Genomic DNA, 25,568 nt, shown 5'->3' with positions numbered 1-25,568 from the left:
CTTTAGATTAATATGTCTGACTCTGATAATTTAATTTTTATGTTATTATTATCATACCTTTGTTTACTATCAAATTCAACTACACGTCTAACTTTCTTTATTCCTATTAACTCTTTCCATCCTAAATATATTCTCTTTATGAATTCTTCCCTCCACAGGTCCATTTTATCTATTAGGGGACAATTGTGAATTTGATCCTTTTCTATTACTAAATATAGTTCTCCCTTTTCCATATGTGGTTCAAAGGGATAAGTCCTACATTGGATAGGTCTTAAATTCCTTAAACATCCAAATTCATCTTCACAATAAATGTAGTGAAGATATTCTACATTAGGGGGTATGTCATATTCAAAACTAGTATGCCTCTCTACCTTTAGGTTTTTGTTAAATTCACTATTTCTTAGGATGCTCTCATATTCATAAGGCATTAAGTATATGCCCATCTTTTCTTCTCCATCATAGGTCCTACAACAATGATGGTTACAGAGTTTTCCACAATCTCCATCTATTAATTGTACATCCATTAATTCATAGACCTTTTCATATATACCTTTGTAATTCATATCATATCTCTCCATATTTCATATTATAATAGATTTGTCTCATAAAAATACCAACTGCCTTAGTTTAATTGACTATTTAAAATAAAACAAGTTAGAATTTATTTAAATAATGAAATATTTTATTTAGTCCCATCTCTATTTCATCCTCATTGACCCTTGATATGGATAGGGTTAATAAATTCATTTTTCCTTCATAATTATAGAAGCACTCTGAACTATTTCTCAATTTAATATTGGATTTCTTCATATGGTCTATCAATTCTTTTAAATTAATTTTTTTATTTACTTCAATAGATAGGAAAAGTCCTCCCTTAGGAATATTTATTTTATAATTGGGACTTTGAAATTTATGGCATACTTCCTTCATTTTCCTTCTTCTTTTCCCATATGTGCTTTTCATTTGTTCTATGGATTTATTAAGCATGCCATTTCTAATGTATAAGTCTAGTGCCCCTTGAGTTAAGGTAGACGTATGTACATCTGCATGGGTTTTATATTCTAGAAACTTCTTGCATAAATCAGGAGGCATTATGGTAGTACTTATTCTTAAACCTGGTAGTAATATTTTAGAAAAGGTTTTTAGGTATATTACCCTATTATTTATATCTAAATTGTACAGGGAATAGTTCCTCATACATTCGTCTAAATCTACTAAATAATCATCCTCAACTATATACACATTATATATATTAGCCAACCTGACTATTTCCTTTTTAGTTTTTAAATCTAGTGACCCTCCTAGGGGATTATGGTATCTAGGTATTATGTAAAAAAACTTAATATTTTCTCTTTTAAATATTTCTTCTAATCTATTTAAGTCTATTGTATTATTTTTTCTTTCTATGGTTTTAATAGCTATGCCCTTAACTTTTAAGCTCTTTATAATTCTATGATAGGTGGGATTTTCTATTAATATGGTTTTCTTTCCTTCATTAAAATCCATTTTAACGAGTAAATCTACAGCCTGTTGAGTGCCTGATGTGATAAATATTTCACTTTCCTTAGTGAATATTTGATAATTTTGCAAATATTTTCGTATAGTTTTTATTAAAGAATCCAACCCTTGAGGATCTCCATATTTACTAAAATCCATCTTATATATATTTAAAACGTGGTTGAGACAATGATTAAATTTCTCATAGGCAAGACTATCTATATGTGGTGTCACTGTTGAAAAGTCTATTTCCTTTATTATATTTTCTTTACTCTCTAATTTTGATACTAAATAATAACCACTTTTTTTGACTGCATATATTATATGATCATTTTCAAGTTTCTTGTAAGCCCTAACCACAGTCTGAGGACTACAGTTTAATATTTCTGATAGTTTTCTTACGGATGGGAGTTTATCTCCTCCCTTTAGTTTATGATTTTCTATTAAATCATTTATATATGTAATTATGCTTAAATATTTACTCATAATATCCCTCTTTTATAGGTTTGAAATCTGTATTAATACAGATTGCTTTTTTTATAAAATTCTGTAATTCCATATCAATTATAATATACCTATAGGATTAAGTCCCTATGATTATACAAATTTCGACTATAAGAATTTATTATAGTTTTTGTATAATTATAAACTTTTTCAATAAAACATTTTTTAGGAGGCAGATTTTATGGAAAAACAAGAATTATTAGACAAAGTTCAACAAAGGGCAGAAGGATATTTCCAAAAGGGAGAGTTTTTTTGTTCAGAATCTGTAGTTCATACTATAAATGAATTACTTGGATGGCCTTTCCATGAAAGTATAACTAAAATGGCATCTGGATTCCCTGTGGGTATGGGAAAAGCAGGATGCTTATGTGGTGCCGTTAGTGGTGGTCAAATGGCCCTAGGAATGGCCTTTGGTAGAAATCATGGTGAACCTATGAATGATGCCATGTTCCCATTAGCAGCAGAACTTCATGACTTTATAAAGAAAGAATACAAAAGTACCTGTTGTAGAGTCATAGTTAGGAATTTTGAATTTGGCAGTCCAGAAAGAAAAAAACACTGTGTTACTATTACTGGTTTAGTATCTCGATGGGTTGCAGAAAAATTAATAGATAATAACATAATAGATTTAGAAAGTATTAATTTTTAAGGAATGATTAATATGAAGGATTATATAAAATCAATCCCCTTACCCATAGCTGGTTTAATGCTAGGTCTAGCTGCCTGTGGTAATTTAGTGAGTAGTTATGGCTTAATTTTTAAATATATATGTGGATTCTTTAGCTTTAGTATTTTATTTTTATTAATATTCAAAATAATTCTATTACCTAAGGTAGTTAGTAAGGAATTAGAAAATCCCATAGTTAATAGTGTATTTCTAACACTCCCCATGGCCGTAATGATTTTGTCCACCTATATTATAAAGTTCCATTATACTATGGCCTTTTTAATATGGTCCTTAGGTCTAGGTCTACATATACTATTACTCATAGACTTTACTAAAAAATATATATTAAATTTTAATATGACTAAGGTTTTTCCTAGTTATTTCATAGTATATGCGGGTATAGTAGTGGGAAGTATTACCTGTGTTCCTTATAAGTTACAACATATTGGAAAGATAATATTTTATTTTGGCCTTACAAGTTACATAATACTACTTCCCATTGTAATATATAGGCTTATAAAATTAAAAATTACAAAGGAACCTGCCATGCCTACTGTTTTAATCATGGCAGCTCCAGGAAGTTTATGTCTAGCAGGATATTTGAGCTCTTTTAGTCATAAGAACGAAACATTAGTCTATGGCCTTTTAGGTCTATCACTACTAATGACCCTTTATGCCCTTATTCGTTCTATTAAACTATTAAGTCTTAGATTTTATCCAAGTTATTCAGCCTTCACATTTCCCTTTGTAATAAGTGCCATAGCTATGAAAAAATCTATAGGTTATTTAACTTCTTTAAATGTTAATACTACTATTTTGAAATACATATTTAAAATTGAAGAGTTATTTGCCATTTCTATGGTATTTTATGTACTCATCTTATACATGATAAATCATAGAAAATCTATTACTTGTTCAATTTCTAAATAAATATTCATACTTAAAATAGCACAAGCCCTTAGCTTGTGCTATTTGTAAAAGCATAATCTACTAAAAATCCTATACAGGCTCCTATAGCATAATATATAAGATCACTCCATAAAAATCCATATCCCAATATTAGCCCAAATAATCTAATACTTCTTATTTTATTTATCCAGGGACTTTTATATAATTGAGAAAGTTCTATAGTATATGAAAATATTAACGTATATAGAACTATATTTCTGTATATATTCTTTATAAAGATACTTCTTAATATGAAATAGACCATAGTTGCCCACAATATATCACCAATATATAGTGGAAATATATTAGTAAATTTTCTAGATAATAAACCTAATATTATTGTTATAATAGTTAATAATATATATTTTAATCTATCCATTTTTCCATATATGCCTTCCCTAATGTCCTTTTTTCTTCTCTTTTTTCTTTAATTGCTTCTTTAAATATCTTTCTTCTTTTTCCTTATGTCTCTCCTCTTTTTTCTTTTTATTACTAACTCTTTTCCATTCTTCCATATGGACTTTCAAGGCCTCCTGTGCCTTTGTACATGGGCTTTTTTTATTCCGTTCCTTTGCCACTTCCCTTTGTCTTCTCTTTGGATTTATCCTTTGTGGTTCCTTCTTTGATTTTTCTTTAAAGGCCCTAGACAATCTTACTCTAGAATAATCATTGTTAACTATAAACTCAAAGACTTCCGGTTCTGTAGGCTCTGGTCCAAACACATACCTGCCTACTTGGTATTCATCCTTGTGAAACACCTCTAAATATGCAACCCAAAAACCCTTTTCAAACATCACATTAAACCTTGATTTTACCATATTCATAATGTCATCCCCTTTGAAATATTCAATTACCAGAAATGGACAACCCAAAGGGGGCAGGTTACTGCTACACATAAGTATAGGTCTGGACTACCAACCAGAACTGTGTTTTTATTTTGGCATCTTTATATTATCATAATAACTTCCCAATTTCTAGGCCATTTATAGAGGCCTTCTTGTCTATATTTTAAATTTACTTATGACCTTTTGTAATTCCTGTGCAAGATCTGATAAGGCTTCGCTAGAACTTGCCATTCCCTCAACAGATGCCCTTTGTTCTTCCGTTGATGCGGATGTTTCTTCTGTTGACGCTGCATTTTCTTCTGCTAGGGCTGATAGGTTTTCCATTATATTTAGTATATTATTTTTTCCCTTCTCCAAGGTCTCTCCTGACTCATTAAGTCTTCCTATTACCCCTAGAGATACTTCTACACTTGCTGAAATTTCACCATATTTAGATTCTATGTTTTTAACACTTTCTTCTTGACTCCCTATTATTTCCTTAACCGTTTCTACTGACTTTACTGTCTTTTTAGAATTATTGATTAGTTCCGTTACTATATTATCTATTTCCTTAGTAGATTTGGTAGACTGTTCTGCTAATTTTCTAATTTCTTCTGCCACCACGGAAAATCCCCTGCCATGCTCACCAGCCCGTGCTGCCTCTATGGCTGCATTTAAAGCAAGTAGATTGGTTTTCTCTGCTATTTGAGCTATAAGGGCACTGGCAGAACCTATTGCCGCAGAACTGTTATCAGCCTCTAAGCTAGTACTATATATTTCCTCTGTTGCCTTTTTTGTAGTATTAGTCTTTTGTACTAATTCATATACCACATCTAGTCCTTCCTTAACATTTCTATCTATAATATTAGAACTTTTATTTAATTGTTCTAGGTATTCTTGATTTTTTTCTATAATAGTTCCTAAATCTAAAGCATTTTCTGTTCCAATTTGAGTATCCTTTGCTTGATTGTTTGCACTTAAGGCTATCTCTTCTATAGTTCTTGCCACTTCCTCTGAAACTAAGTTTACCTGCCTTGCTGTAGCTGATAGTTCTTGTGAAGATTCAGCCACTTGATTTGATGTTTCTCCCACTTGATTTAAAAAGGATCTTAAATTAATTATTATAGATTGAACTGATTCTCCTATTATACCTACCTCATCTTTTCTTTTTATAAGTTTCTTATCTATATTTTCCCTAAGATCTAAATCAGCTACTGTTTTAGCTTTTTTAGCTATTTCTACTATTGGTTTTTGTATTAAGTTAGCCATAAATAAGGCTAAAATTACTCCTACTGCCAATAATATGGGATTAACTATTCCTATTAACTTTTTTATATTTTTTAATTGAGCAAAGGCCTCTTCTTCACCTACTTCAATTACTAGGCCCATTGGTTTATCTCCTAAGGTTATGACTCCTAAGCTACCAAATACAGGTTTATTTAGATAATCATTATATCTATCCATATGAGTATATTCCTTATTATTAGCCTTTATTTCCTTTGACAATAATTGGATGGCCCTTGTATTAATACTTTCCTTAAGAGCTGCATTTTCCTTATATTTGTTCTGTTTTGTCTCACTAAAAAGCAAACCTTCCTCGTTAACTAAATACGAATCTCCACTTTTACCTATTTTCTCTATTCCCCCATGGACAATTTCATTTAATCTATCTTGATTTATAATAATATTTACTGTACCAATTAAGTCAGCCGTATTCTCATAATATATAGGTGTAGACAGGGTCATAATATTCTCTGCTGTAACATCTGAAAAAAACAGGTCAGACCAGATTTGTTTCCCACCTAAACATTTCTTTATGTAATTTCTTCTATATAACTGAGCACCCTTTAAATTTTTATTATTTACTGAAAATATACCTACACCCTTTTCATTCGTTATAAATATATCCGTATAATTATATTCCTTTACTACTGTTTTTAGAAATTCTGCAGTTCTTACCTTTTGAGTTAAAAATGATTCTGAATAGGAACCCTCTTCATAATAGATATTTAGAAGTTCTTCTATGGACTGGTTTTTAGCTAAAGTTCTTCCATCTCCCTTTCTTTCAGAAAAATACCTATTTAATTCTTCCTTTGTAAGCTCTAAAAAGATGTTGTTCTTAGCATAAATTTCTTTTGTCAAATGTCCTTCTATTTCATAATAAAAGAATCCAGATAATAAAAGAATTGGTATTACTCCTGTCACCATAAACATGGTTAATAATTTGTTTTTCATCTTAAAATTGTTCATTATTTCCCCCCCTTTAAACACATATCCATACTTATTTTACCATATATTCAATTTTATGTATTATTATTACATCTTAAATCGATGAAAAATAATCGCATATTTTTACAAAAAAAATAGAGATGCCAACATTTAGCATCCCATTCATATAATTACTATATTTTGTTCTAGATCTGTCTACCCTAAAGACTCTATCATTTTACCACATTTCCTTAATTATATCCATAGAAAATTGTCTTATTTTTAATATTTTTGTCTAAATTTGTATGCAGTAAATCTATGCACTATTTCTGTACCGCCTACGCTTATAGATTTCGTGACACTAAGCTTTCTCTATACAGTAACTTGCCTATAAGGGAAACCATTGAAAATCTTTGGAACCCTGGAACGTCACAACATCCTATGCTCCTTGAACATGACTCATGAACCTATATACGAAGATTCACACTTTCGCTTGTGACAAGGACTTGGGTGGAAAAGATTTTCAATGGTTTCCTGAAATAGGCCCGCATAAAGCAAGTTTATACACCAGAAATCTATATAGATTTCGTAATACTAAGCTTTCTTTATACAAATTTCTGTATACCTTTTAATTCCTTCTCAATATATATAATAACTTTTCCAAGTTCATTAATGTGATTATGTAATTTATATACTTCATCCCTTTTATATCTATATTCCTCAGATATTCTTTCTATCTTTTCACTCCCACTTATACATTCTTCTATCTTTTTTCTAACCTCTAGTATATAGTATTCTTTCTTTATCTCAGAAAGTTTTTTAATTAGTTTTTCCATTTCTTCCCTGTATTCACCAATTACAACCTCATAGGCATCTACCTTTATTTTTATATCACTAATCATCTATCACCAATCCCCTACACTGATCTCATACTATATAATATTCCATGGGATTGTATCTTGTTACAAAAATTCTGACTTTATTTTTTAGGCACATTAGGCATATTCAAAAAATAAATTAGTTATTTCACTGGTTATTTGAATTATTTTCTTCGTTATGGATCCCTTACATATGTTTAATATGCTCGCTCACCATGCCTTGAAAATAATCCAAATCCTTCAGAGAACTGACTAATATATTTCTTTCATATGACTTAAAAGCTAGACTCTTAAAGTCTAGCCTCTATAACCTAGGGCCCTAGATATACTATTAGCCGTATTTAAAGTTTTTTCTATTAAATAGGGTAACTTGTCCTTTGTAAACCTTTGATCAGGACCTGCTATAGATATGGCTCCCACTACATTTTCTTTATAATCGTATATGGGAACCCCTATTCCTATAGTATGTGCCTCCATTTCCCCATAACTTATAGTGTATCCTACCTCTCTACTTTCCCTTATCATATGCCACAGTTTTTCCTTTTCCACAATAGTGCCTTCTGTATATTTTATAAACTCTTCTTCACCTAATAAAATATTTATCTCATGATCATCTAAAAATGACAGTATGGCCCTTGGACAAGCCCCAGCAGTAAAGCCTGCTTTTCTTCCCTTTTTAGTAAAAAGTCTTACAGGATGAGAACACATGAATTTTTCCACATAGTATACATGATTTTCTTCTCTCATTACCATTTGTACATCCTCATTTATATTATCCCTTAATTCTTTCATAAAGGGTCTAGCCACGTCTACTATTTCTAGATTTTCAGAAACAATAGAACCTAGTTCTAAAAACCTTATTCCTAATTCATACTGATTTGCCTTTCCATCTATATGGACTTTTCTTAAAAAACCATTTTTTTCAAAAGTATTTAAAATTCTATATACAGTAGCCTTAGGATAACCAGATACCTTTGCTAACTGGCTAAGTCCCCTACTTGGATTTTTTTCATCAAAATAATTTAGGATATCTAATGCTTTATTTAAACTTTGATTAACTGAACTTTCTTCAGCCATTTTGCCACCTACTTTCACTGATAGATTAGATTATATCATATTAGGCATATTCAGAAAATAAATTAGTCATTTCACTGGTTATTTGCCTATAAGGGAAAATATATTGAAAATTTTTGGAATTGAGGAACGTCACAACATCCTATGATACTCTAACATGACTCATGAACCTATCTTACGAAGATTCACCCTTTAGCTTGTGACAAGGACTTCAATGGAAAAAATTTTCAATATATTTTTCTGAAATAGGCACACATGAAGCTGGTTTATACATAATAAATCTATTAAATAAAAGTTTCTCTATTTTCCATTTGAAATTATACAAGATTTTTTATAAAATTATATGGACTATATATAATGAGGTGTTTAAATGTTACTAGTAGAAAATGTAAATCACGGATTTGGTTCAAGAGTCATATTAGAAGATGTGTCCTTTAGATTAAAAAAGGGAGAACACATTACCCTAGTAGGTGCAAATGGAGAAGGAAAATCCACATTCTTAAATATAATTACTAAAAAATTAATGCCAGATGAAGGAACTATTCGTTGGGCAAATAAGGTAAGTGTTGGATATTTAGATCAGCACACAGTCCTTGAAAAGGGAAAATCCATAAGGGATGTACTAAGAACTGCCTTTGATGGTATGTTTCAACTAGAAAAGGATATGCTTGAAATGTATGACCAAATGGGTAGTGCTACTGATGAAGAAATGACAAAACTTATGGAGGAGACTTCTACTATCCAGGATACTTTAGAATTAAGTGGATTTTATGCCATAGATTCTAAAATAGATGAGGTTGCAAATGGATTAGGACTTAGAGATATTGGCCTTGATAAGGACGTATCCCAACTTAGTGGTGGCCAAAGAACTAAGGTTTTACTTACTAAGTTATTATTAGAAAGTCCTACCATATTAATCCTAGATGAGCCTACTAACTATTTAGATGAGGATCATATTGAGTGGTTAAAGACTTATCTACAAAATTATGAAAATAGTTTTATCCTAGTATCCCATGATATTGCCTTTGTAAACTCCGTATCAACGGTTATATACCACATGGAAAACGGAAGTATTACTAGATACAAGGGTAACTATGATGACTTTCAGAACATGTACAATTTAAAGAAAAGACAAATAGAACAGGCCTTCCAAAAACAGCAAAAGGAAATTAAAAGTTTAGAAACCTTCATAGCTAAAAACAAGGCTAGAGTAGCTACTACAAACATGGCTAAAAGTAGACAGAAAAAATTAGATAAGATGGTTAAAATAGAAAGACCAAGGGATAAGGTAAAGCCTGAATTTAGATTTAATGAAGCTAGAGTTCCTTCAAAAATTGTATTTGAAGCCAATGATCTAGTCCTAGGATATGATGAAGCCCTAACTAGTCCTTTAAATGTACAATTAATCCGTGGTAAAAAGATTGCATTAAAAGGTGTTAATGGTCTTGGAAAATCTACCCTACTTAAAACTTTAATAGGAAAAATCAAACCCTTTAATGGCAAAGTGGACTTAGGAGACTATTTAGAAATAGGATATTTTGAACAGGAATCTGCAAGGGATAATTCAAATACTGCCATAGATGAGATTTGGAATACTTATCCTAGTATGTCAAACTTTGAAGTAAGACAGGCCTTAGCTAAATGTGGTCTTACAAATGATCATATTACTAGTCAAATGAAAGTCCTAAGCGGTGGTGAAGCTGCTAAAGTAAGGCTTTGTAAAATAATGCTTAAGGATATTAACTTCCTTGTACTAGATGAGCCTACTAACCACTTAGATGTGGATGCTAAGGAAGAATTAAAAAGAGCAATTCAGGCCTTTAAAGGAACTGTTTTACTAGTTTCCCATGAACCTGAATTCTACATGGATATAGTAGAAGATGTATGGAATATAGAAGACTGGACAACTAAAATCGTTTAATTAGGCATATGAAAGAAATAAACTAGTCAACTCACTGAGGCATTTGGATTATTTTCAAGGCATGGTGAGCCAGCATATTAAACATATGTAAGCGATTCCATAACGAAGAAAATAATTCAAATAACCAGTGAAATGTCTAATTTATTTTTTGAATATGCCTTAAAAAGACTATAGGAATTTTTCCTATAGTCTTTTTATGTATTAATTTCAATTTAAAATGTAATTTATGTTTATAATTTCAAAAAATGTTAATACTACAGAAGTATAAAAATTATAAAAAAGGTGATGTATTTTATGAAAATTGGAATTCCTAGAGGATTGGGATATTACATGTATCATCCCCTTTGGAAAGGATTTTTTGAGTCCTTAGGTACCCATGTTGTCTTTTCTGATCCTACTAATAAGGAAATTTTAGATAAGGGTACACTCCATTGTGTAGATGAAGCGTGTCTTCCCCTAAAGGTTTATCTTGGACATATTTTAAATTTAAAGAATAAGGTTGACATGTTATTTTTACCTAAATTAACTAGTGTAAATAAGGGTGAATATATATGTCCTAAATTCTGCTCCGTACCAGAACTAGTAAAAAGTTCTATAAATGAACTTCCACCCACCATTTATACAAATGTGGATTTTCATAAAAATCGCAGTAATCTTTTAAAAACTGTGTATGAAATAGGTAGTCCCATAACCTCTAATAAAAAAGTATTGAAAAATGCTTTTAATGATGGTTTAAATGCCTTAAAGGATTATAGACATAAATTTAGTTTAGATATGTTACCCTTAAGGGAATCCTTATCTTCTACAGATTTTGTTAAAAATGAATTCCCCAAAAAAATTTTAGTACTAGGACATAGTTATGTGCTCTATGATCACTATCTCAGTATGAACTTAATAAACAAAATCCATTCCTTTGGTTTTCAAGTAATCACCCAGGATAACATGGATTTTAAACATATTAAAGGTCTTGATTTTGATAGGGATAAAAAAATCTTTTGGACATTAGCTAGACATACTCTAGGATCTGCCCTATGTGCCCTAAATATGGATGAAGTACAGGGTATAGTATATCTTTCATCCTTTGGCTGTGGAATTGACTCTGTCATTGCAGAAATAGTAGAAAGAAAGATAAGGAGAAATACAAAGAAGGGATTTATGTTAATCAACCTAGATGAGCATACGGGAGAAGCAGGACTAAATACTAGGATTGAAGCTTTTATAGATATGATCAAATGGAGGCAAGATTATGAAACTAACTTTTCCTCACATGGGTAATATGTACTTACCCGTAAAGGCCATGGCCCAAGATTTAAATGTGGATGTGGTAATACCACCTAAGAGTAGTAAAAGAACATTAGAACTAGGTACACGATATTCTCCTGAACTCATGTGTTTTCCCATGAAACTAAATTTGGGAAATATAATAGAGTCCATAGAACAGGGTGCAGACACGGTTATTATGACCACTAGCTTTGGACCTTGTAGATTTGGTCTCTATAGCCAAGTTCTAAAGGAAATACTAAAGGACTTAAACCATAATGTGGATTTCGTATTATTAGAAGCCCCAGATAAAAAATATGGTGAGTTTCTCAATAGGATATATAATGTGACTTCTATTAATAATCCTATAAAAATATCTAAAGTTGTATTAAGGGCCCTTAATATACTTAGGGAATTAGAATACATAGAAGATTGGATTTTAAAAAATTCACCCTATTGTGATTTTCCCCTCCATGAATTTTTTCATGAATTAAAAACTGATTTAGAAAATTCATATGGTACAAAAGAAATGTTTAAAAAAGTTAAAATTGCTAAAAATAAGTTAAGTAAGTTTAATTTAAATAAAAATGCTAACCCTATAAAAATAGGTATTGTGGGAGAAATTTACACTGTAATTGACGATTTTTCAAACTTAAACCTATCTAAAAAATTAAACAATATGGGAGTGGAAGTTCATAAATCCCTATCCATTTCAAAATGGTTTTGGGAACATGTAGTTTTAGGATCATTAGGATTTAAGGATAACCATGTAATAAAGGTGGCAAAACCCTTTGTATCTACTGGAATAGGAGGCCATTGCAGAGAGACCATTGGAAATTCCATACTTTATTCTCAAGCTAATTTGGATGGTGTAATACACCTAATGCCCTTTTCATGTATGCCTGAAATTGTTTCCATGAGTCTTTTTCCTAATATACAAGAAAAATATAATATACCCGTACTTAGTTTAATAATAGATGAAATGACAGGAGAAGCAGGTTATTTAACTAGGCTTGAAGCCTATATAGATCTTCTAACAAGCAGGAGGGATAATTTTAAAAATGAAAAAAGCATATCTTGGAATTGATATTGGTTCTGTTAGTACTAATTTAGTTCTAATAGACGAAAAAAATAATGTCCTCGATTCCCTTTACATAAGAACTCAAGGAAATCCTATAAAAACCATCAAGGATGGTTTGAAAAAATTAAAAGATAATATAACTGAAGAATTAAATATCTCTGGAGTGGGAACTACAGGCAGTGGTAGAAATTTAGGTGGAATAATGGTAGGTGCAGATGTGGTAAAAAATGAAATTACAGCCCATGCCCGTGCTGCCATTCACTTTGTACCAAATGTAAATACTATCATAGAAATAGGAGGTCAGGATTCAAAAATAATCCTTTTGCGTGATGGCATATTACACGACTTTGGTATGAATACTGTGTGTGCTGCCGGAACAGGGTCCTTTTTGGATAGACAGGCAGAAAGACTTGGAATACCCATAGAAGATTTTGGTCATATGGCCCTTAATTCAAAATCAAAAATTAGAATAGCAGGTAGATGTGCCGTTTTTGCTGAATCAGATATGATCCACAAACAACAACTTGGCCATAATCAAGAGGATATAATAAACGGTCTTTGCGAAGCCCTAGCCAGAAACTACTTAAATAATCTTGGAAAGGGCAAAACCCTAAATGGACCCATAGTATTTCAAGGAGGAGTGGCTGCTAATAAGGGCATAGTACGAGCCTTTGAGGAATTACTAGGAGAAAAAATCCTAGTCCCCCCCTATCACCACGTGATGGGAGCCGTAGGTGTGGCCCTCCTTGCAAAGGAAGAAGTTGCAAAAACTAAAAGAACTAATTTCTCTGGTTTTGACATAGCTAATAGTGACTATACGGTTAGTACTTTCGAATGTAACAATTGTCCAAATTTATGTGAAGTAGTTAAATTTTATAAGGATGATAAATTAATATCCAATTGGGGAGATAAGTGTGGTCGCTATAGTAATGCTGCCCAATCTAATGAAAAATTTGCATAGGATTTTTATCCTACTTTATATCTGACATCTAAATTCTATAGGTGTCAGATTTTTATTTCCAATATATTTCAATTTCTAAAATTGAATTTTAAAAAAAGAATTACACATACTTATATTATACTCTCATATATAGATTTATAAAAAAATATGAAAGGAATGTTAAAATGGATAATAATAAAATTGAAAATAACACTAATATAAACGTGGTACAGCTTGAAAACAATATAAATATTACTTCTAAAAAAGTTCCTACAGATACTAAGGGGGCTTATTGTACCTATGAAGGGGCAAAACATGGAGTAGGATCAACCATTGAAAAACCAGATGGTACAAGATTGGTATGTACTGAAGATGGTTCTTGGCAATATTCTTAATTTAAAAAATCCTATCCCTTTGTTAAAATAAGACTATTATTACTTATGGGGGTAAATAACAAATATGAATGAATTACAAAATATATATGAGGATTTTGAAAAACATTTAATGGAAGATGAATTACCTTCTATTTATTTTAACAGAATATTTAAAGAAGAACCAACACTGAGTAAATATCCCTTTACCATGCTAAGTGATTTAAAGAAAATAGAACAATCTCCTAAACATCATCCTGAAGGAAATGTTTGGAACCATACCATGCTAGTAGTTGATAATGGAGCCCTTAGAAAGGATAACAGTACTAACCCAAAGGCTTTCATGTGGGCAGCATTACTCCATGATATAGGTAAGGTCCCTGCCACAAAGATCAGGAGGGGACGAATTACAGCCTATGACCATGATAAATTTGGAGAAAAGATGTCAAAGGACTTTCTAAAAGAATTAGGTGCAGATGAACATATTATTAATATGGTATCTAAAATGGTAAGATGGCATATGCAAATTCTCTTTGTTGTAAAAAATCTACCCTTTGCTAATATAAAAAGGATGGTTGCTGAAACTAATATAGATGATATGGCCCTTTTATCTCTATGTGACAGACTAGGAAGGGGCTTAACCTCAAAGGAAGCTATAGCTGCTCAAGAAAAAAACGTGGAAATATTTATCAATAAATGTAGGGATTATCTATGTGGGGATGAACTTTAAAAAACATATAAAAATAGGCCCTTAGATTAAACTAAAGGCCTATTTTTATATGTTTAATTTTTACTAAATTCTAATCCCTTTAAATATTCTTTTGCCTCGTTTAAATCCTTATAAAAACGATGTTCTCCTACCGATTCTATGAATCCATATTTACTTAGCCTACTTTCTAATTCTTCATTTAAACCTAAAAATATGGGCTCCGTATTACTTCTTAAACACTCATTACAAAACTGTTCTAAGGCATAATATCCTGTGGCATCTATAGTTGGCACACCCTTTAAACTTAGGATCAATACTTTAGGCATGGAGTGTATGACCTTTATGGCCTGTATGAACTTATCAGCAGCTCCAAAGAAAAAGGGGCCTTCTATTTCATAATACATTACATGTTCCTTAAATATTTTGTCCTTAGGTATACGCAACTCATCTCCCCAATTACTTTCTGAGTGAACTACTAGGGATGTATTCGATATTCTGGACATTCTTATCATAAATAGGAAGGAAGCCAATACCATTCCCACTTCTATTGCCACTATCAAATCTATAATTACTGTTAATAGAAATGTTATTAAAAATACAAAGGCATCACTCTTAGGATATTTATGTAAATTAGTAAATCCATGCCACTCTCCCATATTATAAGCTACAATTATTAAGATTCCTGCTAATGTAGCCATAGGTACATAACTAAATAGAGGCATGAAAAAAGTCATGATTATGAATACCACTAGGGCATGGACTATACCAGCCACAGGTGTACGCCCTCCTAATTTAACATTGGCAGAAGTTCTTGCTATGGCTCCCGTTACTGGAATCCCTCCAAGTAATCCTGAAAATACATTTGCAATCCCCTGACCTATTAATTCTGTATTAGACCTGTGATTACCACCTATCATACCATCTGCCACAACTGCTGATAATAGAGATTCTACCCCGCCTAATAGGGCAATGGCCACAGCTGGCATCAATAACATTTGTATAGTATTTAAGTCTATTGGCATGGTTCTTAAATGTAACCCCTGAGATTTAATAGTTCCAAATTGTAATCCTATAGTATTTACATCTAATTTAAATATATTAGCTATAAAAGTAGTTATTATAATTGCAACTAGTGCACCTGGTATTTTTTTATTTATCCTAGGAACTATTACCAATATACATATGGTTAATACTCCAAGTGACAAAGCTTGGGGGTTTAAATAAGAAAAGTTTTCTATATATACTAACCATTTTTCAATAAACTCAGATGGAACCTTTTTTATATCTAGTCCTAGAAAGTCCTTTATCTGAGTAGAAAATATTACTAGGGCTATACCACTAGTAAATCCTGTAGTAATAGGGTATGGAATGAACTTTATTAGACTTCCTAATTTTCCAATTCCCATTAAAACAAGGATTATCCCTCCCATTATGGTGGCAATAGCTAACCCTTCTATACCGTACTTTTCTATTATTCCATAAACAATAACTACAAATGCTCCTGTAGGCCCTGCCACTTGAACACGGCTTCCCCCTAGTAATGATACTAAAAAACCTCCTATGGTAGCAGTAATAAGACCCTGCTCTGGTCCTACCCCCGATGCTATCCCTAATGCTACGGATAGGGGTATAGCTATAATAGCCACTATTATTCCTGCTATTATATCCCTATAAAATTGTTCCTTTGAATATGATTTTAAACAAGTAAAAATTTTTGGTTTAAACATTTTTTGTCCATCCTCACGAAGTTATTTTTGTCAAACATGGTAATTATACACCTTTTTACTCAACTAGAAAATATCGCCTATCCACCTTTACACTCCATAATATATGGTTTTTATTCAAATATTAGAAAAGTCCTTAGTTTTTCTTTAATATAATAACTTTTATAAATATAGATTTCGTAATGCTAAGATTTCTTTATGCAGTAACTTGCCTATAAGGGAAACTATTGAAAATCTTTGGAACCCTGGAACGTCACAACATCTTATGATACTTGGGCATGACTCATGAACATATCTACGAAGATTCACACTTTCGCTTGTGACAAGGACTTGGGTGGAAAAGATTTTCAATAGTTTCCTGAAATAGGCACATATAAAGCTGGTTTATAAATACGAAATCTATAAATGAAAAAGCTCCTAGTTTTTTTACCAGGAACCTTCAAAAGTCCATTATTCTATAATTTTCACCTTATATTCCCTCATCCATGTATCCATCTGAATTAAATATGCAATCATCTGTGGTCCTGTCATGAGCTGGCCAAACCATGGTTTAGTAAATGATTTCCCTCCTGTTTTAACAATGTCATATACCTTATCCCTATCTATAATTTCTAGTATGGGTGAATTCTTATCTTTCAAAATTTCTCCCATCCATCTTTGTACAGCTTCTGTATATATACTATGGTGGGTTTTAGGATATGGGCTCTTTTTTCTTTCTATAATATCCTTTGGCAAAATTCCCTTTAATGCTCTCCTTAAAAGACCTTTCTCCCTTCCATCACAAAATTTCATTTCATTTGGAATATTAAATGCATATTCAACAAGCCTATAATCGGCAAAGGGTACTCTAACTTCTAGACTATTTGCCATACTCATGCGATCCTTTCTATTTAACAAGGTAACCATGAACCATTTCATATTGAGATAAAAAAGTTCCCTCATCCTAGCTTCCTCTGCGGTTTCTCCTTTTATTTTAGGAACCTGTTTTAGAGTATCTTCATATTTTTGAGCCACATACTCTTCTAAGGGCAGATTCTTTAGTCCCTTGGCCAATATATTTCTACGTTCCTTCACATGCTTTGACCAGGGAAAAGTATTGGCATTTATATCAGCTTCTCGTCTATACCAGGGATATCCTCCAAATATTTCATCGGCACATTCTCCAGAAAGGGCTACCGTTGATTTCTTTCTAACTTCCTTGCAAAAAAGATATAAGGATGAATCTATATCTGCCATACCAGGTAAATCACTGGCCTTAACAGCATCTTTTAGTGCTCGTGCCAACTCTAAGTTATTAATGGCTATATTATGGTGATTGCTATTAATAAACTTAGCCATTTTCTCAGCCCATATATCATCTGAATTTGGTTGATACTCATTTGCTTTAAAATATTTATCATTGTCTTCATATGCAATTGAAAAAGTATTCAATATGCCCCTTTTATTCCTTTTAAAATAATTTGCTGTTATGGCTGATATGGCACTAGAATCTAATCCACCTGATAGGAAAGTACATACAGGAACATCCGATACTAATTGTCTTTCAATGGCATCTATTAGGAGACTTCTTGTATGATCAACTGTAGTATTCATATCTTCTTCATGGTCCTTAGCTTCTAATTTCCAGTATTCTTTTAATACTAAAGTGTCATCTCTATATACTAAATAGTTGCCTGGAGGAATCTCCTTTATATATTTAAAAACTCCACTTCCCAATGATCTTGCTGGTCCAAGTCCAAAAATTTCTAACAATCCTTCCCTATCTATAACAGGTTCTACCATGGGATGTTCTAATAGGGCTTTTATCTCTGACCCAAAGATTAGGTTATGGTTTTTATGAGTATAAAATAAGGGTTTTACTCCTAGGGGGTCCCTTCCTAAAAATAAACTTTTATTTTTTTCATCCCATACTCCAAAGGCAAAAATTCCATTAATATGTTTTAAGCAATCTTCTCCCCATTCCATGTATGAAACTAAAAGAACTTCCGTATCTGAATAGGCTTCAAATTTATGTCCCTTTGCCTTTAACTTTTCTCTTACTTCTTCTGTATTGTACAATTCACCATTATATACAATGGTATATTTATTATCTCCTAGTTGCCTTGTCATTGGCTGTCTTCCACCTTCTGGATCTACAATTACTAAACGTCTATGGCCCAGTAATGCATTTTTACATACATAAAATCCCCTATCATCAGGCCCTCTTCTCTTGAGCATATCTGTCATATTCTCCATTATATTTATTTCACCATTAATATTTCTTTCATTATTTATCCATCCAGCAATTCCGCACATAATTTTATCCCCTCTCTTTATTTATTGATAATCATTTTCATTTAATACCATTTATATTCATCCTTTTCTTATTATGTTACACAGGATAGGTATTTTAGTACAATTTCAATATAAATAACAAAAAATTCCTAGTTATATATTCACTAGGAATTTTTTATTATTTAGGCATACGGCCTATGGTTTTATAAAGAGTTTCTTTCCCCTAGCCACATATTGGGGGTACCAGTTTGGAAACCATTTAGTGAATGCTCCAGCAACTAACAATAGTACATATACACAGGGATAATACTTAATCAATCCATAACCTTTTAAAGTAATCACAATAATTCCTTGTATAAAGAATATGAATGCCCAAAATAAGGTCATAATTTTATTCGTTTTCTCAAAGATTTTATTATTCTCCATGGATACATCATACCTATACTTTGAGTATTCACCTGTAAGGGACACGCTGGTTATAGTTGATGTTAGCCATATTATGCCTATAGCCATATAATTTAGAATTATTCCCTTTTCATTAATAAATTGTGAATTTAATTTACTAATGAAAATCAATTGACAAAAATAAAAGAAACTTAACTTTTCAAAATAGGTAATATGCTTACTATTTCTTTTTACTATAAGTACGCCTAAACTTATTAAAAATGGCAACCAAACTCCTAAAAACATATTTCTTTTAATAAATATCCAAGATAAATTCCAAGGTATAAAACCTATTGCTAACCATTTCTCTCCATTTAATCCAAATACCTTTTTAGGTGATTTTCCCTTTTCTTCTTTTCCCCTATTAGATGAAAATAATTTATTAAATTTCATTAAGAATTGAAGGCTACCTTCTATTTTATATAAACCTTCCATCATGGCTTTTGGTCCATCTAAATGTCCCTCTGATATTTCCTTCCACACTTTAAAAGTAGTTATTATCTTAGTAGTAAAATCTGTAACATTTCCCCTGTGGGCTATACATTTTTCATCTTTGATAGTTAAATAGTATTCTTCATCTAAGTCTGTAAAATGAAATCCTATTATGTGGTCTAAATCTTTAGCCTCTTTTTCATTCATACTAAGGGCCATAAGTTTTAAGAATTTATATGCCTTAGACTCCTTATCTTCACTATCCTTCCCATAATCTTCATTCACATGCCAACTAAGATTAGCCATTTCTACAAATTTGTCTATGGCCATTAGGGGTTCTTTTAAAGTCCTCCTAGTCTCCTTAGAAAATTCTCCATCTCTTATAAACTCTATTGCAGATTTATGCACACTATCTAAATACCATTTTATTTTACTCTCTAGTGGAGTTACTCTTAGTAATTCCCCTTCTACACATAGGATTGTTTCACTTAAACGATTACCTGTAATCCTCTTGAATTCATCTATTAGTACACTGAAATTTTCATATTGTGGGAATCCACAATTACTTATGAGTATGTGCTTTTTATTTCCTAATTCATAACGCTGAGGATGGGTATATATATTATCTTTCTTTATTATGTCAGGTTTATTAACAGGTAATGTTCTTTCTACAAATACCTTTAATATGGATGTCATATTATAGTGGTACAAGGGTGTTGCCCATATTATAATATCTCCGTCTATATATTTTTTTAATAATCTACCCATAGAATCTTCGTGTATACATTTTCCTGGAGTCTTTTCCCAACAGGTGAAACATCCAATACAATTTTTAATGTGTTCATCCTTTAAATATATTTGGTCTATATTTATATTTTCATTTGTATCTCTTATTCCCTGTAAAAATCTGTCTACTAGTTTTTGTGTATTTCCCTTTTTTCCCCTAGGACTACCATTTAATACTAATACAGATTTCATATTACTCCTCCTTAATACTCCCTTATCATTCCTATTGCTTCCTCTGCCCATTCCATATTTGCCCTCATACTTTTTAATCCCTTTGATATGGTTAAATCCCAAAATAAAGATTCTTTTTTATTGTCCACGTTTCTTTGAAACTTGTGCAAATTTTCCTTTACCTGGGAAAGACTTTTGTATTCTTCCTCAATTGATTTTTTAAACTTTATTAGGTTATTAATAAGTATTTCCTTATCTGCTGAAGCTCCAAAGAATATTTTCATAGTTATAATATCCCTAGTCTTATTAATTTCTTTTAGTGAAAATTCATTTACCCATCTAACAAATTCACCTTTTCCCCTTTCTGTGATAGAAAATATTTTCTTATTAGGCCTTTTCTCTTGTATAACCCTATTAACTTCTATAAATTCATCCCTTTGAAGTTTATCTAATTCCCTATATATTTGACTCCCTTGAGCGCTCCAAAAAAAATTAATAGATTCATTAAAATACTTCATTAAATCATATCCACTCATGGGGCTATATGATAGTAATCCTAGTATGCCGTGTTTTAGTGACATTTTGCACCTCCTATTTATATTCCACTTGTAGAATATATTACTATTATAATACTCTTTTGTCAACATATAAAGAAAAGGATTTATTAGTTAATATTAACTAATAAATCCTTTTAAAATCCTATTTTTGCCTTATTATACTTACCGTATCCCTACTCTTTCCATTCTCAGAACCATGGGTATAGCCTACAACATGAAAATCCTTAGAGAGTTCATGGGCTAATCCTTCATAATTTTCATATTTTCCCCTCATGCAAGTTGAAAGATGAATCACATCTACACCTAATTCCTTTAACTTATTTATTTTGTACTCTAAATCTCCACCACTATGCATGAATGCCACAAGTTCCACATCTTCCATACCTTCATATCTTTTAAAGGAATCTTCTTTTTTGAAAAAGGCCCTCATACAACCTTTACCAGTACATCTATCTGCCGTTTCTTTTCTTATAATTATTCCTATTTTCATTTAAATACTCCCAATCTTTTTTATATAAATTATACATGAGTAAATTTATCAATACAATGACAATAATTTTATAATATAAAAAGCTCTTAACTAGTTTTTACCTAGTCAGAGCTCTTTGTATCAATTTTGTTCGCACTTCTTATTTTCTCTACAGTATTCAACTATTAACTCATCTAGCTGCTTACTTATTCTTAAAATTTCTCCATCAACTAAATTAACGTTATCATCTTCTAAAATAGTATTAAGGTCTCTTTTATATTTTTCTATCTGTACCTTTACTATTTTCCCTTTCTTCAACAACTAGTCCCCTTTCCAAGCTGAATTTAGTATATTACTATATTTTAATATGACAAAAGTGAGAAAAATGTAATATTTTGTAATATGAAAGAAAAAAATTATATTTAGTTCTTAAGTCCTAGACAAAAGGATACCACATATTATATAGCGTAAAAAAAGCCCATTAAACCATGGACTTTATCTAATATATTGAATTGTATTTTCCCTTCTTGTGGGAGGATTACATATTCTTACTTTTTTGTACCCGAGGGCTACTCCATAATAGGGTGTATATCCCTTTGGTATATTTAATTTTTCCTTATACTCCTCTCCCTTTTCACTACGAAATAAAAAGCTTACAAACCCATTCCAACAAGCCCCTATATCTATAGATTCTGCTGCCAACAACATGTTTTGTGTTGCAGCTGCACAATCTACCTGTGGCATGATAGCATCATCTCTACCAGATACTACTATGATTGTGGGGGCTTTGTAAAAAATATTAAACCTTTTATTATTAGCCATTTTCCTGATCAATTCATCTGGAAAATCCTTGCACATCTCCTTTGACTCCACATTTAATTCTTCTATTAATTCTTTATTTTGAATTACAGTAAAATTCCAAGGCTGGTCATTATGGGCACTTGGTGCATAAATTCCTGCTTCTAATATGATTTCTAGTTCTTCTTCCCTTATTTGTTCTGGTTTAAACTTCCTTGTAGTTCTTCTATCTTTTATTACTTTTAAAGTTTCATTTATCATATGTACATCTCCCTTGATTATCATATATCTAGGCCTTTTTGTCTTTATCCCTATATAGATTATCATTTATTTTTATTATTGCCAAGGATGTATGGAATTCATAGTTGACACAATTAATCTTCTTCAATTAGTATAATATTAAGGCATATGAAAAAAATAAACTAGTCAGGTCTCTGAGGAATTTGGATTATTTTCAAGGCATGGTGAGGGAGCATATTAAACATATGTAAGGGATCCATAACGAAGAAAATAATCCAAATAGCCAGTGAAATGACTAATTTATTTTTTGAATATGCCTAACTATATATTACTTGATTGAGGTGAATCTAATTGCGCAGACCTAGAGTTGTAGTTTCTACTATCAATAGAAAAGCTGGAGTAAATCTTCAAAATCAATTAAAGGACCTTTTGGGAAAATTTATTGATTTTAATCTGATCCTTTACACAAAAGACAATATGCAGTTTATCGATTGCGATATTGTTTTAGTTCCCACTCAAAAGATGGCACTAAACGTTGCTCGTTTTCTAATGCCTGAAACTCAAATTATTGTTATTCGAAGAACACTCTTAAAAACACAATATGAAAAAATCATTTCAATACCATTTGGTTCAAGAGTTGTTGTTGTAAATACCCATAGGGGAACCACAAATCAAAGTATTTCCATGATGTACGAATTAGGGGCTAGTCACTTGCAATTCCTACCCTATTACCCTGGTAGTGATAAACAGGTATTTCATAACATTGACACAATTATTACTCCTGGAGAGCCTCAACTTGTACCTAATGAAGACAATAGCTTTATTGATATAAAAGAAACCGTCGTTGATATTTCAACCATATTTGATATGCTTATTAAACTAAATATGCTAAACAATATTACAAAAAAGATTCTACACTCCTATGTTGAACTTATAAAACCAAGAAGTCCAGGCCTAATTTCCATCATAGATAGTTCTTTTAACAACTCAGAACACTTAGATTTATTGTTGAACATCATTGACCAGGGACTCATTATTTATGATAAACACAACCGGATAAATATAATCAATAAAAATGCAGAAGCCATTTTTAAAGGATTTGAACAATTATATTTAGGATGCGATTTGAGTGTATTTTGCTCCCATGAAAAATTAAGGGATATCCATGACAAGAGTATAATTGAGAATGCCATAATCAAAATAAATACTACCCATTATCTAATAAACAAATATCCTCTCTATACTAAGGAAATTTTCATCGGTGGTGTGATTAGTTTTAAAGAAAGTGAAAAAATCCAAAATGAAAATAAAGTCATTTACCGGTCAACAAAAAATAAAGGCCATGTGGCAAAATATTTCTTTGAGGACATCCTTGGTAACAGCCCCCAAATTAAGGAATTAAAAAATTTTGCAAAGAAAGCAGCACAAACCGATGATGATATTCTCATTGAGGGAGAAAGTGGAACGGGTAAAGAATTGCTGGCTCAAGCCATACATAATCATTCCCAGCGAAAAAGTGGACCATTCGTAGGATTTAACTGCGGTGCCCTAAATAGTACACTTTTAGAAAGTGAGTTGTTCGGATACGAAAAAGGCGCATTTACTGGAGCTAATAACAATGGTAAAATCGGTCTCTTTGAAATGGCAAATGGAGGTACTATTTTCCTAGATGAATTGGGTGAAATTTCAAAAGAGGTACAAGTAAAACTATTACGAGTTCTTCAAGAAAGGGAAATAATACGTGTGGGTGGAACTGATATTATTCCAATCAATATTCGAATTATAGGAGCAACTAATAAAAACCTATACACCCTAGTGAGAGAGAAGGCATTTCGAGAAGACCTTTTCTTTAGACTTAATGTGATCAATATTAGGGTCCCTCCTCTTAGGGAGAGAAATGGTGATATCTTATTTTTCATTAAACATTATATGAAGCTAAATAACACCCAAAGAGATATACCTAAGAATCTGATGGATGTGTTTTCTAGCAGAGATTGGAAAGGAAACATTCGTGAGTTAATGAACTGCATCCAGTATATGATCCATATGTCTGATGGCTTCGAGTTAAATGGCTTGCCTGAATATATGAAAGATGAGATTTATACAGATATGAAAAATACTCCATTAGAATCTAATGAAAATATGTCTGAAGAAATGGCTATTTTAAACTATTTAAAAGAAGCCCATGAGGATAACAGAAAATCAAGCAGAAAAGATATTTCACTTATCTTACAGAAAAGGGGTGTTAACTTAAGTGAATATGAAGTGCGAAATCTGCTGAAAAAAATGGAGACTGAGAATTTGGTTAAAATCGTAAAGGGCAGAGGTGGTACTCGAATTACTCAGTCAGGATTGAAATTTCTCTGTAATCACCCTAAATAAACGTAAAAAAAGTAATGAAGTCTTTCCCCTTTGTATGGGAACTTCATTACTTTTTTTCACATATCATATTTATAGATTTCGTAACACTAAGATTTATTTATACAGTAACTTGCCTATAAGGGACAATATATTGAAAATCTTTGGAACCCTGGAACGTCACAACATCCTATTCTACTCCAACATGACACGTGAACCTATATACGAAGATTCACACTTTCGCTTGTGACAAGGACTTCAATGGAAAAGATTTTCAATATATTTTCCTGAAATAGGCCCGCATAAAGCAAGTTTATACACCAGAAATCTATATAGATTTATTGGTTTTAAATTTGTTTTATACAGTAACTTGCCTATAAGGGAAAATATATTGAAAATCTTTGGAACCCTGGAACGTCACAACATCTTATGC

General features: G+C 31.6%; 23 protein-coding genes. 9 read left to right on the top strand and 14 right to left on the bottom strand.

What is annotated here, in order from left to right; all coding sequences use genetic code 11:
• Positions 1 to 2: 2 nt before the first annotated feature.
• Complete coding sequence (locus N4A57_RS07775; protein ID WP_293657334.1) at positions 3 to 563, bottom strand: hypothetical protein; 561 nt, start codon at positions 561 to 563, stop codon at positions 3 to 5.
• A 91-nt stretch (positions 564 to 654) separates the two neighbouring features.
• Positions 655 to 1,983, bottom strand: a complete 1,329-nt coding sequence (locus tag N4A57_RS07770; protein ID WP_293657332.1) for an aminotransferase-like domain-containing protein — start codon at positions 1,981 to 1,983, stop codon at positions 655 to 657.
• A 199-nt stretch (positions 1,984 to 2,182) separates the two neighbouring features.
• Between N4A57_RS07770 and N4A57_RS07765 the strand changes: the two genes are divergently transcribed.
• A complete protein-coding gene (locus N4A57_RS07765; protein ID WP_293657330.1) occupies positions 2,183 to 2,650 on the top strand; it encodes a C-GCAxxG-C-C family protein in 468 nt (155 codons plus the stop codon).
• A 12-nt stretch (positions 2,651 to 2,662) separates the two neighbouring features.
• A complete protein-coding gene (locus N4A57_RS07760) occupies positions 2,663 to 3,598 on the top strand; it encodes a TDT family transporter (RefSeq protein WP_293657328.1) in 936 nt (311 codons plus the stop codon).
• Positions 3,599 to 3,626: 28 nt separating this feature from the next.
• On the opposite strand, the gene N4A57_RS07755 is transcribed toward N4A57_RS07760, so the two are convergent.
• The 5 genes from N4A57_RS07755 to N4A57_RS07735 all read right to left on the bottom strand — a co-directional run bounded on the left by N4A57_RS07755 (position 3,627) and on the right by N4A57_RS07735 (position 8,603).
• Positions 3,627 to 3,995, bottom strand: a complete 369-nt coding sequence (locus N4A57_RS07755) for a ribosomal maturation YjgA family protein (RefSeq protein ID WP_293657326.1) — start codon at positions 3,993 to 3,995, stop codon at positions 3,627 to 3,629.
• A 19-nt stretch (positions 3,996 to 4,014) separates the two neighbouring features.
• Entirely contained in the window at positions 4,015 to 4,440 is a 426-nt protein-coding gene (locus N4A57_RS07750; RefSeq protein WP_293657325.1) for a YjdF family protein, read from the bottom strand.
• Positions 4,441 to 4,617: 177 nt separating this feature from the next.
• Positions 4,618 to 6,690, bottom strand: coding sequence for a methyl-accepting chemotaxis protein (locus tag N4A57_RS07745; protein ID WP_293657324.1), 2,073 nt, complete (start codon positions 6,688 to 6,690; stop codon positions 4,618 to 4,620).
• A 563-nt stretch (positions 6,691 to 7,253) separates the two neighbouring features.
• The gene (locus N4A57_RS07740) at positions 7,254 to 7,550 is read right to left on the bottom strand and encodes a hypothetical protein (protein ID WP_293657323.1); all 297 of its coding nucleotides are present in this window, start codon (positions 7,548 to 7,550) and stop codon (positions 7,254 to 7,256) included.
• Between the two features lie 273 nt (positions 7,551 to 7,823).
• Entirely contained in the window at positions 7,824 to 8,603 is a 780-nt protein-coding gene (locus tag N4A57_RS07735) for an IclR family transcriptional regulator (protein ID WP_293657322.1), read from the bottom strand.
• 367 nt (positions 8,604 to 8,970) lie between these two features.
• Here N4A57_RS07735 and N4A57_RS07730 point away from each other — a divergent pair, with 367 nt between their 5' ends.
• The 6 genes from N4A57_RS07730 to N4A57_RS07705 all read left to right on the top strand — a co-directional run bounded on the left by N4A57_RS07730 (position 8,971) and on the right by N4A57_RS07705 (position 14,903).
• Positions 8,971 to 10,521, top strand: a complete 1,551-nt coding sequence (locus tag N4A57_RS07730) for an ABC-F family ATP-binding cassette domain-containing protein (protein WP_293657320.1) — start codon at positions 8,971 to 8,973, stop codon at positions 10,519 to 10,521.
• A 294-nt stretch (positions 10,522 to 10,815) separates the two neighbouring features.
• Entirely contained in the window at positions 10,816 to 11,796 is a 981-nt protein-coding gene (locus N4A57_RS07725; RefSeq protein WP_293657318.1) for an acyl-CoA dehydratase activase-related protein, read from the top strand.
• Positions 11,768 to 12,868, top strand: coding sequence for an acyl-CoA dehydratase activase-related protein (locus tag N4A57_RS07720; protein WP_293657316.1), 1,101 nt, complete (start codon positions 11,768 to 11,770; stop codon positions 12,866 to 12,868). Before N4A57_RS07725 ends, N4A57_RS07720 begins: the two co-directional genes overlap by 29 nt.
• Positions 12,843 to 13,823, top strand: coding sequence for an acyl-CoA dehydratase activase (locus tag N4A57_RS07715; RefSeq protein WP_293657315.1), 981 nt, complete (start codon positions 12,843 to 12,845; stop codon positions 13,821 to 13,823). The genes N4A57_RS07720 and N4A57_RS07715 overlap by 26 nt, the downstream gene beginning before the upstream one ends.
• Before the next feature lie 164 nt (positions 13,824 to 13,987).
• A complete protein-coding gene (locus N4A57_RS07710; RefSeq protein ID WP_293657313.1) occupies positions 13,988 to 14,197 on the top strand; it encodes a hypothetical protein in 210 nt (69 codons plus the stop codon).
• Positions 14,198 to 14,261: 64 nt separating this feature from the next.
• Positions 14,262 to 14,903, top strand: a complete 642-nt coding sequence (locus tag N4A57_RS07705; RefSeq protein WP_293657311.1) for an HD domain-containing protein — start codon at positions 14,262 to 14,264, stop codon at positions 14,901 to 14,903.
• Between the two features lie 53 nt (positions 14,904 to 14,956).
• Here N4A57_RS07705 and N4A57_RS07700 read toward each other — a convergent pair whose 3' ends face one another.
• The 7 genes from N4A57_RS07700 to N4A57_RS07670 form a co-directional block, all read right to left on the bottom strand.
• Complete coding sequence (locus N4A57_RS07700; RefSeq protein ID WP_293657310.1) at positions 14,957 to 16,609, bottom strand: SulP family inorganic anion transporter; 1,653 nt, start codon at positions 16,607 to 16,609, stop codon at positions 14,957 to 14,959.
• A 447-nt stretch (positions 16,610 to 17,056) separates the two neighbouring features.
• The gene (gene asnB, locus N4A57_RS07695) at positions 17,057 to 18,901 is read right to left on the bottom strand and encodes an asparagine synthase (glutamine-hydrolyzing) (RefSeq protein ID WP_293657309.1); all 1,845 of its coding nucleotides are present in this window, start codon (positions 18,899 to 18,901) and stop codon (positions 17,057 to 17,059) included.
• Positions 18,902 to 19,075: 174 nt separating this feature from the next.
• Positions 19,076 to 20,734: an NAD(P)H-dependent oxidoreductase gene (locus N4A57_RS07690; protein ID WP_293657307.1), complete on the bottom strand. Its 1,659-nt coding sequence runs from the start codon at positions 20,732 to 20,734 to the stop codon at positions 19,076 to 19,078.
• An 11-nt stretch (positions 20,735 to 20,745) separates the two neighbouring features.
• Positions 20,746 to 21,294 (bottom strand): PadR family transcriptional regulator, encoded by a 549-nt coding sequence (locus tag N4A57_RS07685; RefSeq protein WP_293657305.1) that lies wholly within the window; start codon positions 21,292 to 21,294, stop codon positions 20,746 to 20,748.
• A gap of 118 nt (positions 21,295 to 21,412) precedes the next feature.
• A complete protein-coding gene (locus N4A57_RS07680; RefSeq protein WP_293657304.1) occupies positions 21,413 to 21,760 on the bottom strand; it encodes a CGGC domain-containing protein in 348 nt (115 codons plus the stop codon).
• A 120-nt stretch (positions 21,761 to 21,880) separates the two neighbouring features.
• Positions 21,881 to 22,057: an aspartyl-phosphate phosphatase Spo0E family protein gene (locus tag N4A57_RS07675; protein ID WP_293657302.1), complete on the bottom strand. Its 177-nt coding sequence runs from the start codon at positions 22,055 to 22,057 to the stop codon at positions 21,881 to 21,883.
• A 177-nt stretch (positions 22,058 to 22,234) separates the two neighbouring features.
• Positions 22,235 to 22,798: a nitroreductase family protein gene (locus tag N4A57_RS07670; RefSeq protein WP_330671482.1), complete on the bottom strand. Its 564-nt coding sequence runs from the start codon at positions 22,796 to 22,798 to the stop codon at positions 22,235 to 22,237.
• Between the two features lie 408 nt (positions 22,799 to 23,206).
• On the opposite strand from N4A57_RS07670, the gene N4A57_RS07665 reads away from it, so the two are divergent.
• Positions 23,207 to 25,159, top strand: a complete 1,953-nt coding sequence (locus N4A57_RS07665; RefSeq protein WP_293657300.1) for a sigma 54-interacting transcriptional regulator — start codon at positions 23,207 to 23,209, stop codon at positions 25,157 to 25,159.
• Positions 25,160 to 25,568: the final 409 nt, after the last annotated feature.

It is taken from the genome of Anaeromicrobium sp. (genome assembly GCF_025210435.1).
Lineage (GTDB): Bacteria > Bacillota > Clostridia > Peptostreptococcales > Thermotaleaceae > Anaeromicrobium.
This window is presented reverse-complemented; position numbering and strand designations above follow the sequence as displayed.

Coding starts and splice junctions, on each gene's coding strand:
- N4A57_RS07775 (WP_293657334.1), bottom strand. CDS start 563: ATGAATTACAAAGGTATATATGAAAAGGTCTATGAATTAATGGATGTA.
- N4A57_RS07685 (WP_293657305.1), bottom strand. CDS start 21,294: ATGTCACTAAAACACGGCATACTAGGATTACTATCATATAGCCCCATG.
- N4A57_RS07735 (WP_293657322.1), bottom strand. CDS start 8,603: ATGGCTGAAGAAAGTTCAGTTAATCAAAGTTTAAATAAAGCATTAGAT.
- N4A57_RS07740 (WP_293657323.1), bottom strand. CDS start 7,550: ATGATTAGTGATATAAAAATAAAGGTAGATGCCTATGAGGTTGTAATT.
- N4A57_RS07670 (WP_330671482.1), bottom strand. CDS start 22,798: ATGATAAATGAAACTTTAAAAGTAATAAAAGATAGAAGAACTACAAGG.
- N4A57_RS07770 (WP_293657332.1), bottom strand. CDS start 1,983: ATGAGTAAATATTTAAGCATAATTACATATATAAATGATTTAATAGAA.
- N4A57_RS07730 (WP_293657320.1), top strand. CDS start 8,971: ATGTTACTAGTAGAAAATGTAAATCACGGATTTGGTTCAAGAGTCATA.
- N4A57_RS07725 (WP_293657318.1), top strand. CDS start 10,816: ATGAAAATTGGAATTCCTAGAGGATTGGGATATTACATGTATCATCCC.
- N4A57_RS07755 (WP_293657326.1), bottom strand. CDS start 3,995: ATGGATAGATTAAAATATATATTATTAACTATTATAACAATAATATTA.
- N4A57_RS07690 (WP_293657307.1), bottom strand. CDS start 20,734: ATGAAATCTGTATTAGTATTAAATGGTAGTCCTAGGGGAAAAAAGGGA.
- N4A57_RS07705 (WP_293657311.1), top strand. CDS start 14,262: ATGAATGAATTACAAAATATATATGAGGATTTTGAAAAACATTTAATG.
- N4A57_RS07710 (WP_293657313.1), top strand. CDS start 13,988: ATGGATAATAATAAAATTGAAAATAACACTAATATAAACGTGGTACAG.
- N4A57_RS07680 (WP_293657304.1), bottom strand. CDS start 21,760: ATGAAAATAGGAATAATTATAAGAAAAGAAACGGCAGATAGATGTACT.
- N4A57_RS07720 (WP_293657316.1), top strand. CDS start 11,768: ATGAAACTAACTTTTCCTCACATGGGTAATATGTACTTACCCGTAAAG.
- N4A57_RS07745 (WP_293657324.1), bottom strand. CDS start 6,690: ATGAACAATTTTAAGATGAAAAACAAATTATTAACCATGTTTATGGTG.
- N4A57_RS07750 (WP_293657325.1), bottom strand. CDS start 4,440: ATGAATATGGTAAAATCAAGGTTTAATGTGATGTTTGAAAAGGGTTTT.
- N4A57_RS07760 (WP_293657328.1), top strand. CDS start 2,663: ATGAAGGATTATATAAAATCAATCCCCTTACCCATAGCTGGTTTAATG.
- asnB (WP_293657309.1), bottom strand. CDS start 18,901: ATGTGCGGAATTGCTGGATGGATAAATAATGAAAGAAATATTAATGGT.
- N4A57_RS07765 (WP_293657330.1), top strand. CDS start 2,183: ATGGAAAAACAAGAATTATTAGACAAAGTTCAACAAAGGGCAGAAGGA.
- N4A57_RS07715 (WP_293657315.1), top strand. CDS start 12,843: ATGAAAAAAGCATATCTTGGAATTGATATTGGTTCTGTTAGTACTAAT.
- N4A57_RS07700 (WP_293657310.1), bottom strand. CDS start 16,609: ATGTTTAAACCAAAAATTTTTACTTGTTTAAAATCATATTCAAAGGAA.